The sequence below is a fragment of the Curtobacterium sp. NPDC086286 genome (assembly GCF_044746255.1).
Lineage (GTDB): Bacteria > Actinomycetota > Actinomycetes > Actinomycetales > Microbacteriaceae > Curtobacterium.
Map to the genome: position 1 here is coordinate 379,093 of NZ_JBIVBW010000001.1, position 12,804 is coordinate 391,896.

Sequence of the window (12,804 nt, forward strand, 5' to 3'; positions counted from 1 at the left end):
CGGCGAAGGAGGCGGCATGCGGGCGGTGCTCGGTCTGGACATCGGGACGTCGAGCACGAAGGCGCTGCTCACGCGGTTCGACGGCACGGTGATCGCCGAGGTCGGACGACGACACGAGGTCGACCGTCCGGAGCAGGGGCTCGTCGAGATGGACGCCGCGGTGTGGTGGGACGAGTTCACCGCCCTGACCCGTGAGCTGCTCGAGCGGGTGCCGGACGCCGAGGTCGAGGCCGTCGGCGTGAGCGGCATCGGCCCGTGCGTGCTCCTCACCGACGACGACGGGGAACCGCTGCGGCCCGCGATCCTGTACGGCGTCGACACCCGGACGGCCGAGATGCTCCCCGCCGTGACGGCAGAGCTCGGCGGCGAGGAGGCGATCCGTTCCCGGTGCGGCTCCGCCCTCAGCACGCAGGCGGCCGGTGCGAAGCTCGCCTGGGTCGCCCGGCACGAACCCGACGTGTGGGCGCGTGCGGCGCGGTTCACGATGCCGTCGTCACGCGTGGTGGAGCTGCTGACGGGGGAGTACGTCCTCGACCACCACTCGGCGAGCCAGTGCACACCGCTCTACGACGTGCACGAGGACACCTGGATCGACGCGTGGTGCGAACGGCTCGCGCCGGGGCTCGCCATGCCGCGACTGGTCTGGTCGGGTGACCGGGCCGGCACCGTGACGGCCGCGGCGGCTGCGGCCACGGGCCTCCCGGTCGGCATCCCCGTGACGGCCGGGACCATCGACGCCTGGGCCGAGGGCGTGAGCGTCGGAGCCGCGGTACCCGGTCGGATGTTCCTGCAGTACGGGACGACGATGTTCATGATCGCGCCGACCGACGAGCCGGTCTCGGTGCCGGGGATGTGGACCACCGTCGGCACCCGTCCGGGGCAGCCGAGCGTCGCCGGTGGGATGGCGACCTCCGGGGCGATCACCGACTGGCTGCGGCGGCTCGTGGACGGCGAGTGGTCGACGATGCTCGAGGAGGCCCGCTGCGCCGGCATCGGTGCGCACGGCCTGCTGATGCTGCCGTACTTCGCGGGGGAGCGGACCCCGATCGCGGACCCGGACGCACGCGGGGTGATCGCGGGCCTCACGGTGCGGCACACCCGCGGTGACCTGTACCGGGCGACGCTCGAGGCGACGGCCTACGCGGTGCGGCACAACGTCGAGGTGCTGCGCGAGGCCGGGGTCGAGGTCCACGAGCTCGTCGGCGCGGGCGGCGGGCTGCTCGGACGGCTCTGGCCGACGATCGTCTCGGACGTCACCGGGCTGCCGCAGACGGTCCCGAGCGTGACGATCGGTGCGTGCTACGGGTCGGCGTTCCTCGCGGCCGGGCTCGTCGAGGACGTGGACGTCTCGGCGTGGAACCCACCGGCCGCGCGCATCGAGCCCGATCCCGCGGCGACGGCGGCGTACGAGCCGGGCTACCGCGACTACCGCGAGCTGTACGAGGCGACGAAGGCCGTCGTGCATCGGTTGGCGGCGCGCGGCTGACGTGGTGCCGGTCGCTGCGGCACAACGCAAGTGGGCCCGAACCGCGGAAAGACGCGGTTCGGGCCCACTTTGGTTGTGCGGAGCGCGGCGGCCCACGCGGAGCGCGGCGGCCGACGCGGAGCGCGGCGGCGCTAAGCGGACGCGGACGCGTCCACGCCCGCCGGCGCGCTGCCGTCGTACTCGCAGATCGCCGCGACCTTCGACGCGCTCGCGGACGAACGGTCGAACTCGTAGCCGAGCCACTCCTTCGCCATGCGCCGGGCGACCTCGACGCCGACGACCCGCTGGCCCATGCAGAGGACCTGGGCGTCGTTCGACAGGATCGAGCGCTCGACGCTGAACGAGTCGTGCGCGGTGACGGCCCGGATGCCGGGGACCTTGTTCGCGCTGATCGCGACGCCGAGTCCGGTGCCGCAGATCAGGATCGCCCGATCCGCCTCGCCGTTCGCGACGAGCCGTGCGGCGTCGACGGCGACGTGCGGGTAGGCGGTGTGCCCGTCCGCGTCGACCCCCACGTCCACCACGGACTCCACCCGCGGATCGGCGAGCAGGTCGGCCTTGATGATCTCCTTGTAGTCGAACCCTGCGTCGTCCGAACCGACCACGAGACGGTACGTCATGCGTGTGTCCCTTCCTTGTCTGCTGCACGGGTGGCGAGGACCTCGCCGACCCGCGTGAGGATCATCCCCATCGAGGTGGCACCCGCGTCGGGTGTCCCCAGGCTCTTCTCCGCCAGAGGCCGGGCACGCCCGACCTTCGGCTTGAGATCTGCGGTCGCAGCGGCTTCCGTGACCGCGACCTGCGCGGCAGCCTGCCACGCCTCGGTGAGCGGCGTTCCAGCCTCGACGCCGCCCCGCAGCTCGTCGACGAACGGGAGCAGCGCGTCGAGCAGCGTCTTGTCCCCGCGGGACGCCCCGCCGAGGTGCACGATCGAGTCCGCGAACGCCTGCGCCGCCTCGACGACGTCGGACGCCTCGTAGGCGGAGCGGTCGTCGCGGAGCGACCGGCCGAACGCCTCGAGCGCCGCACCCCACAGGACCCCGGAGGTGCCGCCCGCGAACTCGGCCCACGCGTCACCGGCGCGTCCGAGGACGAAGGCGACCCCTGCCTCCTGGCCCGCCCGGTCGACCGCCTTGCGGGCCGCACCGATCCCCTTCACCATGCCGCGTCCGTGGTCGCCGTCCCCGGCGACCGCGTCGATGCGGCCGAGCTCCTCCTCGTGCTCCCGCAGGAGCGCGTCGACCGCCTCGATCGCGGCGCGCGCCGTCTGCGCGGCCTGCCTGGAGGCGCCACTCGCGTCCGGCACGACCGTCGCCTCGTCCTCGGCTGCGTCCACGGCGTCGGCCGGCACGAGCGCCGCGACCGGCGCCGCCACCTTGCGGTACGCGGGCGTGTACGCGTCGGCCCTCCACAGCGCCTCGAGCTCGTCGTCGAGCCACTGCAGGGTGAGCGAGCAGCCGCCCATGTCGAGGCTCGTGACGAGTTCACCGACCTCGGGCTCGACGACCTCGATCCCGGCGTCCTGCAGGAGCGGGAGCACACGGCCCCAGAGCAGGAAGAGCTCCTCGTACTTGGTGTCGCCGAGACCGTTCAGGATCGGCGCGACCCGGGTGCCGGCGGCCTCCGGGCGGTCCGCGAGCAGCCGCTCGACGAGGAGCGACGCGAGTTCGGTCGCACGGAGGAGCGGGACGTCCTCGATGCCCGGCTCGCCGTGGATGCCGAGCCCGAGGCCGAGGTGGCCCTCGGGGACGGTGAACAGCGGCTCGGTCGCGCCGGGCATCGTGCAGCCGGAGAACGCGACGCCGATGGTGCGCGTCGCCCGGTTGGACACGGTGCCGATGCGCTCGACCTCGTCGAGGTCGGCTCCGGCGGCCGCCGCGGCACCCATGGCCTTGAAGACCGAGAAGTCACCGGCGATGCCGCGGCGCTTCGACTCCTCGTCGGCGCTGGCGATGTCGTCGGTGACGACCACGATGCGGGTGTCGATGCCCTCGGCGTTCAGCCGCTCGGCCGCGAGCCCGAAGTTCATCGTGTCGCCGGCGTAGTTGCCGAACGACAGCACGACGCCCTTCCCCTGGTCCGCCGCCTTGGCGACCGAGTAGACCTGCGCCGTGGACGGCGAGGTGAAGATGTTGCCGACGACGGCCCCGGTGGCGAACCCCGGCCCGACCACGCCGCAGAACGCGGGGTAGTGGCCGGAACCGCCGCCGACGACGACCGCGACCTGCGGCTCGGCGCCCTCCGTCGGCAGGGCGACGACGCCGCCGTGGACGCCGCGGACCCGGTCGGCGTAGAGAGCGAGCCAGCCCGCGAGCTGGTCCTCGGCGAACTCCTCCGGGTCGTCGTGGATCGTGGTCATGGTGCTTGTCCTTCGCATCGAGTGGGGGTGGTGCACCGGGCGACGGCGGGACGGCCGCCGTCGCCCGGGGTTCAGTGTCCTCGGTCTCCCTGCGGGACCTTGAGGAAGTGGATCATCACGAACGCGCAGGCGTACAGGCCGACGAACGTCCAGGTCACGGCCTGGCCGCCACCGCCCAGGGCGAGCACCGCGGCGACGACGCCCGTGCCGAGGAACGCGGCTCCGCCGGCGGCGGTGGTGTACATCGCCATCGCGGCACCCTTGTGCTCGGGGGCGAGCGCCGGCATGATCGCGCCCATCGGGACGAAGCCCGCGAGCAGGCAGCCGAACACGCAGCCGGCGACGACGGAGAGCACGTAGCCCCAGTCGGACCCGGCGGGGACGAGCTGCGGGACGTACCACCAGGCGATGAGCCCGAGCGCGGACCCGACGATGCCGAACCACTTGACGGTGCGCTGCCAGCCGATCTTGTCGCCGACCCAGCCGAACAGGGCGTTCACGAGGATGTTCGTCGCGTAGACGCACACCGTCATGAGCAGCCACCGGCTCTGGCCCCAGCCGCGCTCGTTCGCGATCACGGCCGGGAGGATGACGAACATGCCGAACTCCGGCGCGGTGTTGATCAGACGGACGAGGAAGCCCATCAGGATCTTCGGTCGCGTGGCCGTCAGGCGGATGCCGCTCGTCAGCACGCGCCAGGCGCTCTCGCCCTCCGGCGCGATGCGGGAGAACCCGTTCGGCAGGCGCACCCCGAACAGCAGGATGAGGAACCCGATCACGACGAGGCCGATCGAGGCGATCATCGCGCCGGTCTCACCGACCGTGCCGCCGCCGAACACCGGGATGGCGCCGATCGCGAAGAGCGAGCCGAGCGTGGGCAGACCGCCGGTGAAGGCGACGTAGAACCAGCCGACGGCCGAGCCGTTGCGCTCCACGGGCGTCGTGATGTTCACCCAGACCAGGAACGCGAAGGCGAACAGCGGGTACCCGAAGCCGCGGATGGCGTAGGCGACGGCGGCGAACGGCACGCTGCCGAGCCCGAGGGCGATGAGGAACAGGACCTCGAACACGACCCAGACGGCGAACCCGAGGATCATCACCCGTCGCGGACCGATCAGGTCGGCGAGTGCGCCGGAGACGTAGCTCCCCACCAGGGCGGCGAGGCTGTAGAACGTGACGATCGTCGCGACCGTGGCCTCGGGGGAGCCGAGGACCGCGACCATGTGCGGCGTGATGAAGTTCGACTCGACGCCGTTGCCGGTCATGAAGACCAGGACGGCGAGGAAGCCGAGGGCGAGCGGGCGGGGGATGCCCATCTTGTCGAGCCGGCCCTCGGTGCGGGGCATCGTCGGCGCACCGGTGGCGCGCTGTGTCGTCGTTGACATGCTTGCTGACTCCTGTGGTGGCTGCGGCTCAGGCCTGCAGGGACGGGATGATCGAGACCTTGACGCTCGCGCCCGCGGAGTCGCCGACGAGGTCGAGGGCCTCCTGGAAGCGCTCGAGCGGGAACTGGTGCGTGCAGATCTCCGACATCGGCAGGGTCTCGGCCTCGAGCAGCTTGATCGCCGCCGGCCAGGTGTGCGGGCCGAGGTGGGCACCGCGGACGTCGAGCTCCTTGTCGTCCGAGATGATCGACCAGTCGACGGACACGTTGTCCTTGAAGACCGAGTACTCGACGAACGTGCCGAGCTTGCGGAGCAGGTTGAGGCCCTGCGGGACCGCGGACGGGTGCCCGGTCGCCTCGATGTAGACGTCGGCGCCGTACCCGTCGGTGAGTTCCTTGACCCGGGCGACCGCGTCGTCCTGGGCGATGTTGATCGTGATGTCGGCACCGACCTTGCGGGCGAGTTCGAGCTTGTCCTCGACGACGTCGAGCGCGATGATCCGCAGCGGGTTCTTCTGGCGGGCACCGGCGATCGCGGAGAGCCCGATCGGCCCGGCACCGGCGATCACCACGGTGTCGCCGAACTTGATGTCGCCCCGCTCGACGGCGTGGAACGCGCACGAGAGCGGCTCGGCGAAGGCGGCGACCTGCCCGGGGAGGGCGCTCGACACCGGGTGGGTCAGGGCCTTCGCCGGCACCAGGACGTACTCGGCCATCGCGCCGTCGTATCCCTTGAAGCCGAACATGTCGTGCACGTTGCACATCCAGTACGCGCCCTCGAGGCAGTAGCGGCACTCCCAGCACGGCACGATCTGCTCGCAGGCGATCCGGTCACCCACGGACACCCCGCGCTTGGTGAGGGCCGCGTCGTCACCGGCGACGATCGTGCCGACGAACTCGTGTCCGGGGATCCGGTCCTTCTCAGCCCAGGCGGGGCGGTTCTCGTCGCCCCAGAACTTCGCGGCGCCGTGGTAGCACTTCAGGTCGCTCGCGCAGATGCCGACGGCGTCGGTGCGGAGCAGGAGTTCGCCGGGTCCGGGGGTCGGCACGGGGCGGGTCTCGAGGCGGTAGTCCTCGGGACCGTGGACCACGACGGCGCGCATCGTGGTCGGGATCTCGGTGGGCGTCGCGGCCGTGGTGGTCGCGTTCTCGGTCGTCGTCGACATGAGCTGCTCCTTCGTCGGGGTGCTTCGGCGACGACTGTACACCTCGCGGAACGTTTGTCCAGAACACAATTTCTGGTACGGTCGGCGCAACGCAAGGGAGCGAACATGACCACCGACTTCGCCGCAGCCCTCCGACCGGGCCCGGACACGATCGACCTGACGAACGACTTCAGCGGCCGCACGGCGGTGGTCACGGGCGGGGCGTCCGGCATCGGCAACGCGATCGCCGTTGCCCTCGCGTCCCGCGGCGCCCGGGTCGCCATCGTCGACGTGCGGGCGGACGGCGCAGCAGCCGCCGCGGCAGCGCTGCCGACCGCCGGCGAACCGGTCCACCTCGGCCTCGGCTGCGACGTCGCGGACGAGACGTCGGTGGCCCGCGCGGTCGCCGCCGTCACCGGTGCCGCCGGCCGGATCGACGTCCTCGTGAACTGTGCCGGCGTCGCGCTGCTCGCCCCCGCCGAGGACCTCGAGCCCGGCGCCTGGGCCACGACCATCGACGTCAACCTCACCGGCACCTACCGGGTCGCCCAGGCCGTCGGGCGGCACATGCTCGCCGCCGGGTACGGTCGGATCGTGAACATCGCCTCGCAGGCATCGCACGTCGGCATCGACGGCCACGCGGCGTACTGCGCGTCGAAGGCCGGCGTCATCGGGCTCACCCGCGTGCTCGCGCTCGAGTGGGGCGGACGCGGCGTCACCGTCAACACCGTGTCGCCGACCGTCGTGCTGACCGACCTCGGCCGCGGGGCGTGGGCGAACGAGAAGGGCCTGCGCCACCAGGACGAGATCCCCACCGGACGGTTCGCGACACCCGACGAGATCGCCGCCGCCGTCCTGTTCCTCGCCGGGGAGTCGAGCGCCATGGTGAACGGTGCCGACCTCCGCGTGGACGGCGGGTTCACGATCCGCTGACGCGTGCCAGGGCTACGATCGCCCCATGTCCGCCGAGAACCCCGCCGCCGAGGGTGCCCGGACCCGCTTCCCGCTCGACACCGTCTACCAGGCCGCGCGGATGTACTACCTCGAGGACGCCACCCAGGTCGAGATCGCCTCGCGCCTCGGGGTGTCCCGTCCGACGGTCAGCCGGCTCGTCGCCGAGGCGCGGAAGGCCGGCCTGGTCCGGATCGAGGTCGTCGACCCGTTCCAGGACGAGACCGTCGCGCTCGCCGAGCGGCTGCAGGTGGTGCTCGGACTCCGTGCCGTGCACCTCGCCGCCGTGACGCACACCGCCACGCTCGGCGCCGACCTCGCCGCCCCGCTCGCCGCCGCGGTCGAGGGGATGAGCCTCGTGCCGGGTGACGCCGTGCTCATGTCGTCGGGTCGGACGGTGTACGACGTCGCGCACGCCGGCATGCCGCAGTTGCCCGGCGTGCAGCTCGTCCCGACGGTCGGCGGGCAGGCCGACCCGATGCCGTGGTTCCAGACGAACGAGATCACCCGCGCCGCCGCCGAGCACTCCGGCGCGATCCCGGCGTTCCTGTTCGCGCAGGCCCTGCCGTCACCGGCGATGCGGTCCTCGCTCGACGAGGACCCCGCGTTCCAGCACGTCGTCGGCCTGTGGGGTCGGGCGAAGGGTGCCATCCTCGGCATCGGCGCGCCGACCCCGACCCGCGACGCACTCGCGCGGGGCGTCCCGGTCGAGGACGCCGTCTTCGACCAGGCGGCGGGTGACGTCTGCCTCAACTTCTACGCCGCGGACGGCTCGGCGATCGAGTTCCCGGGCAGCGACCGGATGGTGCGCACCTCCCGCGAGGTCCTCTCCGCCGTCCCGCACGCGATCGGCGTCGCGGTCGGAGCCGCGAAGGTGTCGAGCATCGTCGGGGCCGTCCGCGGGCGTCTCGTCAACGAGCTGGTCACCGACGCGGCCACGGCGCGCGCCCTGCTGGACGCGCTCGCCTGAGCGGTCCCCACCTGTGGGCCCGGAGGCGCGGTGCGGGCCCGCACCGCGCCTCCAGGCCGTCAGGCGGTGCGTCTACTGCGTGCGCCGCACGTCCCACAGGTGGTGCACCGGGTCGTGCGCGTAGTAGGTGGCGAGCGTGGCGACGGTGAACGCGCTGCCGTCCGACCGGAGGCCGGTGCGTCCCAGCTGGTCCTCCCGCACGTCGTCGAAGGCCCGGGCAGCACGGTGCGCCGCCTCGCCGAGCTCCCGCACGACGGTGGCGGGGTCCTGCTCGCCGTAGCGGTCCTCGACGGCCGTGGCGTCCTGGTCCCAGTTCGGGAAGGTCGGGGCGTCCTCGGTGAGCATGAGCGCCAACCGCTCCGCCATCTTCCGGTGGACGTCACGCACGTGCGCGGCGTACTCGAGCGGCGACCAGGTGTGGTCGTCGGGGCGGTCGCGCACGTCCGCACGGTCGAGGACCGCCGACCACGCCGAGGTGTTCGCGTCGATGATCCCCGGGACGTCGCGGATCGTGACCGCACTGCCGTCGTAGCCGCACTCGGGGCACGCGGACTCGATGACCCACGTCCAGTTCTTCGTCTCGGGTTCGATCGCCATGAGTGGATGTTATGTGCTCGTTACCGTCCGTCCCGATCCGCGTGCCCGAGGCGATCGGCGCTGACCCCCGTTCGGGTGACACGCCGGTTCCTGTGAATCACCGGCCAATGACATTTCGGTTGCTCGGTAACGTCGTCCGCTGTTCCCGGGCCGGTACCCGTCGGCCCGCCGATCCTCGAGGAGAGATGCATGGGCTCCGATCCCAGCAGTACCCCCACCCGACCGCACCGACGCCTGCGCGAGAGCGACGTCACCGTGGTCGACAAGAGCATGATGCGCCGTGCCGTGAGCGGCATGGTCGTCGGCAACACCATGGAGTGGTACGACGTCGGCGTCTACGGCTACCTGGCCGTCACGATGGGGAAGGTCTTCCTCCCCACGGCCGAACCCTCGGTCCAGATCCTGTTCAGCCTCGGTGTCTTCGCGGCGACGTACATCGCCCGGCCGCTCGGCGGCATCGTGTTCGGTCGTCTCGGCGACCGCATCGGGCGGCAGAAGGTCCTCGCGACGACGCTCATCATGATGGCGGCGTCCACGTTCCTCATCGGGGCGCTGCCCGCCTACGCCACGATCGGCGTGTTCGCGCCGATCGTCCTCGTCGTGCTCAAGCTCGCGCAGGGCTTCTCGACCGGCGGTGAGTACGCCGGCGCGACGACGTTCGTGACCGAGTACGCGCCGGACCGCCGCCGCGGCTTCTTCGCCAGCATCCTCGACTTCGGCAGCTACCTGGGCTTCGCGCTCGGGGCCACCGTCGTCTCGGTGCTGCAGCTCACCCTGGGTGAGGAGGCGATGACCGCCTACGGCTGGCGCTTCCCGTTCCTCGCCGCCGGGGTGATCGGCGTCGTCGCGATCTACTTCCGCCTGCGCATCGAGGAGTCGCCGGTGTTCCAGGCCACCCAGGCCGCGCAGGAGGCCGCGTCCGAGACCCGTGCCTCGCTGTCCGGGGAGCGCCCGGCGAACGTGTTCGTCATGGTCCGCGACCACTGGCGCCCGATCGTCATCGCCGTGATGCTCGTCGCCGCGTCGAACACCGTCGGGTACGCGCTGACCTCGTACATGCCGACGTACCTCACCGACTCGCTCGGCTACTCGGCGCTCGACGGCACGCTGCTCACCATCCCGGTGCTCGTGCTGCTCGCGGTGATGCTCCCGCTCACGGGCAAGCGGTCCGACAAGCTCGGTCGTCGTGTCGTGATGTGGATCGGTGCCGCGACCACCGTCGTGCTCGTCGTCCCGGCGTTCCTGCTGATCGGGCACGGCGCGCAGTGGTCGACGCTCGCCGGGCTCGGGCTCCTCGCGCTCATGACGGCGCTGTGGGTCTCGAACCAGGCGGCCTCGCTGCCGGCGCTGTTCCCGACGTCGACCCGGTACGGCGGCATGGGGTTCGCCTACAACATCGCGATCGCGGTGTTCGGCGGGACCACGCCCCTCATCGTGCAGGCCCTGCTCACGGCGACGGGCGACGAGCTCGCGCCGGCGTACTTCCTGATGGCGATGAGCGTCGTCGGGGCGATCGGGGTGTTCTGCATGAAGGAGTCCTCGCGGCGCCCGCTGCCGGGGTCGATGCCGGCGGTGGAGACCGCCGAGGAAGCTCGCGAGCTCGTCCTCACGCAGGACACGAACCCGAACCTCGACCTGGGGGACCTGCCGTTCGCCGCCGAGGACGCTGCCCGCCGTGCGCGCGAGCGGGAGATGAGCGCGGTGCGCTGACGTGGCCTGCTGACGCGACCACGGACGGGAGGCGCGGTGCGGGTCCGACCCGCGCCGCGCCTCCCGTGCGTGCGTGCGTCTGTGCGCATGGTGCGACGTTCCACCAGTCGATCGACGTGTGTCTCGTCGGATGATGCGCGCGCACTGACCGAGCGCGCACCCGCACCCGCCGCGGGCGTCACTCGTGCCGGCGCTCCTCCGACGGGTCGAGCGCCGGCCACACCGGGAACGGGTCGGCCCACGTGCGCCACACCTCCGGCCCCGCGAGCAGCTCGTCCGACGTGAGGAGCGCCCCGTCCAGCGCCCGCTCGATCGCCGGCACGTCCAACCGCTCGCCGACGAACCAGAGCGCCTGCCCGATCGGCGCGTCCGCGTCCCACGACGGGTTCGCGGTCGGGTCGAGCGCCAGCATCGCCCCGAGGCTCGACCACGACCCGACGTGGTCCGGCCGGGAGGCGAGCCGGAAGAACCCCCGGGACCGCAGCACCCGGCCGTTCCGCCCCGCGGCCAGCTCCCGCTCGATCACCGACGCCAGGCGGCCGGGGTGGAAGGGGAGCGGCTCCCGGTAGCGCAGCGCGACCAGGCCGTCCCGCGGGTCCCGTCCGACCGAGCCCGAGAGTGCGCGCATCCATCCCGCTCCCTGGGCGAGGACCCGTGCCGCTCCGCCGTTCGACGCGGGCAGGTCGGCCGCGCTCCGGATCGACGAGAGCGCCACGACGACCGCCTGGGGGGCCAAGCGGTGGAGCAGCGCGAGCAGACCGCGGCGGCGCTCCAGCGGCACCGGGCCGACCCGGTCGAGAACGATCACCGTGGCGTACTCGACGAGCGACGCCACGCGGTCGGCCGCGACGAACGCGTCGTCGACCTCGGACCAGAGCAGGTGCGCCGCGTCGTCAGCGCGCAGCACGCTCACCACGTGGCGGAGCACCCGGTCGTCGCCGGTCTCCGCGCGCGCGGCGTTGGCGAGCATCATCCCCACCGCCCGGGTGTCGGCACCCGGCGGGAGCGTGACGACGAGTCCGTGGTCGGCATCCGGCCCGCAGACCCGGTCGAGGTGCTCGGCGCGGTCGGCGACGGCTCGGACCGCGGCGACGGCGTTCGCGGGCGCGTGCATCCGGTGACCGGTCGTGAGCCGGACGGCCACGCGGTCGGCGTCGACGTCGTGCAGGGCGGAGACGAGGGTGATGGCGGCGGGACGCATGTCGGCTAATGTACATGATCATCGTTCTCAACAATGAGGACACCGACGCAGGAGGTCGCTCGTGAAGGTCCGCAACTCGCTCAAGGCGCTCAAGAAGATCCCGGGGTCGCAGGTGGTCCGCCGCCGCGGCCGTGTCTACGTCATCAACAAGCAGAACCCCCGGTGGAACACCCGGCAGGGGTGACGTCACCGGCGTTCCGTAGGGTGGCTCCATGCGACTGCTGCTCATCCGCCACGGCCAGACCCCAGCGAACGTGAACGGCGTGCTCGACGCCGTCGTCCCCGGACCGGGCCTGACCGAACTCGGGCAGCAGCAGGCCGACGCCCTGCCGGCAGCCCTCGCCGACCGGGGGATCGAGCGGCTGTTCGTCTCGACGATGGTCCGCACGCAGATCACCGCGGCGCCCCTCGCGACGTCGCTCGGCCTCGAGCCGGTGGTGCTGCCGGGCCTCCGCGAGATCGAGGCCGGCGACACCCAGGGCAAGCGCGACCAGGTGTCCGTGCAGGCGTACATCTCGACCGTGCACGGCTGGTCGCTCGGGGACCGCACCACCCGGATGCCCGGTGCCGAGAGCGGGACCGAGTTCTTCGCGCGCTACGACGACGCGGTCCGGCAGATCCTCGAGACCGGCGTCGACGTGGCGGCCGCGGTCAGCCACGGAGCGGCCATCCGGACGTGGGCGAGTGCCGCGGCCGACAACACGCCGGACCACTTCGGCACGAAGCGCCACCTCGAGAACACCGGGATCGTCGAGCTCGAGGGGTCGTTCGACGACGGCTGGCGCCTCGTCGACTGGGAGGGCGAGCCCGTCGGCGGCGAGCAGCTCATCGACCGGACGGCGCAGGACCCGACCGGCGAGCGGTTCTGACACGACCAGCAGACAGACGGGAGGCGGGGGGGCCCCGGGGCCCCCGCCGCCCCGGCCGCCCGGGGGGGGGGGGGCGCGGGCCCCCCCCGCGGCCCCCCCCGCGGCGGCGCGGCCCCCCCCCGGGCGGCCGGG

General features: G+C 72.5%; 12 protein-coding genes. 6 read left to right on the forward strand and 6 right to left on the reverse strand.

Annotation, left to right across the window (positions count from 1 at the left end):
* The first annotated feature begins 16 nt into the window (after nucleotides 1-16).
* The gene (locus tag ACIPKM_RS01850; protein WP_402736049.1) at nucleotides 17-1,486 is read left to right on the forward strand and encodes an FGGY-family carbohydrate kinase; all 1,470 of its coding nucleotides are present in this window, start codon (nucleotides 17-19) and stop codon (nucleotides 1,484-1,486) included.
* Between the two features lie 131 nt (nucleotides 1,487-1,617).
* On the opposite strand, the gene ACIPKM_RS01855 is transcribed toward ACIPKM_RS01850, so the two are convergent.
* The 4 genes from ACIPKM_RS01855 to ACIPKM_RS01870 all read right to left on the reverse strand — a co-directional run bounded on the left by ACIPKM_RS01855 (nucleotide 1,618) and on the right by ACIPKM_RS01870 (nucleotide 6,395).
* A complete protein-coding gene (locus tag ACIPKM_RS01855; RefSeq protein WP_402736050.1) occupies nucleotides 1,618-2,106 on the reverse strand; it encodes a ribose-5-phosphate isomerase in 489 nt (162 codons plus the stop codon).
* Nucleotides 2,103-3,845, reverse strand: coding sequence for a dihydroxyacetone kinase family protein (locus ACIPKM_RS01860; protein WP_402736051.1), 1,743 nt, complete (start codon nucleotides 3,843-3,845; stop codon nucleotides 2,103-2,105). The genes ACIPKM_RS01855 and ACIPKM_RS01860 overlap by 4 nt, the downstream gene beginning before the upstream one ends.
* 71 nt (nucleotides 3,846-3,916) lie before the next feature.
* Nucleotides 3,917-5,230, reverse strand: coding sequence for an MFS transporter (locus tag ACIPKM_RS01865; RefSeq protein ID WP_217637371.1), 1,314 nt, complete (start codon nucleotides 5,228-5,230; stop codon nucleotides 3,917-3,919).
* 28 nt (nucleotides 5,231-5,258) lie between these two features.
* On the reverse strand, nucleotides 5,259-6,395 hold the full coding sequence (locus ACIPKM_RS01870) for a zinc-binding dehydrogenase (protein WP_071295623.1): 1,137 nt from the start codon (nucleotides 6,393-6,395) through the stop codon (nucleotides 5,259-5,261).
* A gap of 105 nt (nucleotides 6,396-6,500) precedes the next feature.
* On the opposite strand from ACIPKM_RS01870, the gene ACIPKM_RS01875 reads away from it, so the two are divergent.
* Both ACIPKM_RS01875 and ACIPKM_RS01880 read left to right on the forward strand, forming a co-directional pair.
* Nucleotides 6,501-7,307: a GolD/DthD family dehydrogenase gene (locus tag ACIPKM_RS01875; RefSeq protein WP_402736052.1), complete on the forward strand. Its 807-nt coding sequence runs from the start codon at nucleotides 6,501-6,503 to the stop codon at nucleotides 7,305-7,307.
* 25 nt (nucleotides 7,308-7,332) lie between these two features.
* Complete coding sequence (locus ACIPKM_RS01880) at nucleotides 7,333-8,295, forward strand: sugar-binding transcriptional regulator (RefSeq protein WP_402716538.1); 963 nt, start codon at nucleotides 7,333-7,335, stop codon at nucleotides 8,293-8,295.
* Nucleotides 8,296-8,367: 72 nt separating this feature from the next.
* Here ACIPKM_RS01880 and ACIPKM_RS01885 read toward each other — a convergent pair whose 3' ends face one another.
* The gene (locus ACIPKM_RS01885; protein WP_402736053.1) at nucleotides 8,368-8,892 is read right to left on the reverse strand and encodes a DinB family protein; all 525 of its coding nucleotides are present in this window, start codon (nucleotides 8,890-8,892) and stop codon (nucleotides 8,368-8,370) included.
* A 189-nt stretch (nucleotides 8,893-9,081) separates the two neighbouring features.
* Between ACIPKM_RS01885 and ACIPKM_RS01890 the strand changes: the two genes are divergently transcribed.
* Complete coding sequence (locus tag ACIPKM_RS01890) at nucleotides 9,082-10,602, forward strand: MFS transporter (protein WP_402736054.1); 1,521 nt, start codon at nucleotides 9,082-9,084, stop codon at nucleotides 10,600-10,602.
* Between the two features lie 178 nt (nucleotides 10,603-10,780).
* Here the strand turns inward: ACIPKM_RS01890 and ACIPKM_RS01895 are convergent, their stop codons facing one another.
* Nucleotides 10,781-11,803 (reverse strand): GTP-binding protein, encoded by a 1,023-nt coding sequence (locus ACIPKM_RS01895; protein ID WP_402736055.1) that lies wholly within the window; start codon nucleotides 11,801-11,803, stop codon nucleotides 10,781-10,783.
* A gap of 61 nt (nucleotides 11,804-11,864) precedes the next feature.
* Between ACIPKM_RS01895 and ykgO the strand changes: the two genes are divergently transcribed.
* Nucleotides 11,865-11,987 (forward strand): type B 50S ribosomal protein L36, encoded by a 123-nt coding sequence (gene ykgO / locus ACIPKM_RS01900; protein ID WP_022905672.1) that lies wholly within the window; start codon nucleotides 11,865-11,867, stop codon nucleotides 11,985-11,987.
* A 28-nt stretch (nucleotides 11,988-12,015) separates the two neighbouring features.
* Nucleotides 12,016-12,672: a histidine phosphatase family protein gene (locus ACIPKM_RS01905; protein ID WP_402736056.1), complete on the forward strand. Its 657-nt coding sequence runs from the start codon at nucleotides 12,016-12,018 to the stop codon at nucleotides 12,670-12,672.
* Nucleotides 12,673-12,804 lie beyond the last annotated feature (132 nt).

Coding starts and splice junctions, on each gene's coding strand:
- ACIPKM_RS01850 (WP_402736049.1), top strand. CDS start 17: ATGCGGGCGGTGCTCGGTCTGGACATCGGGACGTCGAGCACGAAGGCG.
- ACIPKM_RS01855 (WP_402736050.1), bottom strand. CDS start 2,106: ATGACGTACCGTCTCGTGGTCGGTTCGGACGACGCAGGGTTCGACTAC.
- ACIPKM_RS01860 (WP_402736051.1), bottom strand. CDS start 3,845: ATGACCACGATCCACGACGACCCGGAGGAGTTCGCCGAGGACCAGCTC.
- ACIPKM_RS01865 (WP_217637371.1), bottom strand. CDS start 5,230: ATGTCAACGACGACACAGCGCGCCACCGGTGCGCCGACGATGCCCCGC.
- ACIPKM_RS01870 (WP_071295623.1), bottom strand. CDS start 6,395: ATGTCGACGACGACCGAGAACGCGACCACCACGGCCGCGACGCCCACC.
- ACIPKM_RS01875 (WP_402736052.1), top strand. CDS start 6,501: ATGACCACCGACTTCGCCGCAGCCCTCCGACCGGGCCCGGACACGATC.
- ACIPKM_RS01880 (WP_402716538.1), top strand. CDS start 7,333: ATGTCCGCCGAGAACCCCGCCGCCGAGGGTGCCCGGACCCGCTTCCCG.
- ACIPKM_RS01885 (WP_402736053.1), bottom strand. CDS start 8,892: ATGGCGATCGAACCCGAGACGAAGAACTGGACGTGGGTCATCGAGTCC.
- ACIPKM_RS01890 (WP_402736054.1), top strand. CDS start 9,082: ATGGGCTCCGATCCCAGCAGTACCCCCACCCGACCGCACCGACGCCTG.
- ACIPKM_RS01895 (WP_402736055.1), bottom strand. CDS start 11,803: ATGCGTCCCGCCGCCATCACCCTCGTCTCCGCCCTGCACGACGTCGAC.
- ACIPKM_RS01905 (WP_402736056.1), top strand. CDS start 12,016: ATGCGACTGCTGCTCATCCGCCACGGCCAGACCCCAGCGAACGTGAAC.